Genomic DNA, 651 nt, shown 5'->3' on the forward strand with positions numbered 1-651 from the left:
ATTCGCCAACTCGCTGATGAACATGACGTTCTTGTCACGCTAGAAGAGAACGCAATCGCAGGTGGTGCTGGTGCAGGTGTTATTGAATTTATGATGAAAGAGAAAATCATCAAACCAGTACTCAATCTTGGTTTACCTGATAAATTCATCCATCAAGGTACTCAAGAAGAACTTCACGAAGAACTTGGTTTAGACGCAAAAGGGATTGAAAAATCCATTGCGGAATACCTTGCGAAGTAAGCAATTAAATAGCAAAAAGGGATGCCAATGGTATCCCTTTTTAATTCTTGTTGTTCTTCGAGTGATAGGTGATGTACTAACTCATCCAACCCGCATACTTTGCAACGAGAAACAAAGCAATACCTGCCATAATACCCGCCACAATATCATCGAGCATAATGCCAAGCCCGCCATGGATGCGTTTGTCTAACCAACCTATTGGCCACGGTTTGACCATATCGAAAAAGCGGAAAAGAATGAAACCCGTCAACAACCATTTCCATTCCGTGGGAGGAATATTCAGGGCTGGGGGCATACTCATGGTGATCCAAAAGCCCGCAAACTCATCCCATACAATTGAACCGTGATCATGCACCTTCATATCATCTGACGTGACTTGACAGATTTTGATGCCAATCACGCACGAAAGTA

The 651-nt window shown here is 43.0% G+C and carries 2 protein-coding genes; one reads left to right on the forward strand and one right to left on the reverse strand.

The features are described from left to right. A partial coding sequence (locus R7R78_RS27085) for a transketolase C-terminal domain-containing protein (protein ID WP_318119654.1) occupies positions 1-240 on the forward strand: 240 nt, incomplete at its 5' end. A 76-nt stretch (positions 241-316) separates the two neighbouring features. Here R7R78_RS27085 and R7R78_RS27090 read toward each other — a convergent pair. Further along, a partial coding sequence (locus R7R78_RS27090) for a phosphatidylglycerophosphatase A (RefSeq protein ID WP_225474732.1) occupies positions 317-651 on the reverse strand: 335 nt, incomplete at its 5' end.

This window comes from Vibrio sp. 2134-1 (assembly GCF_033339495.1).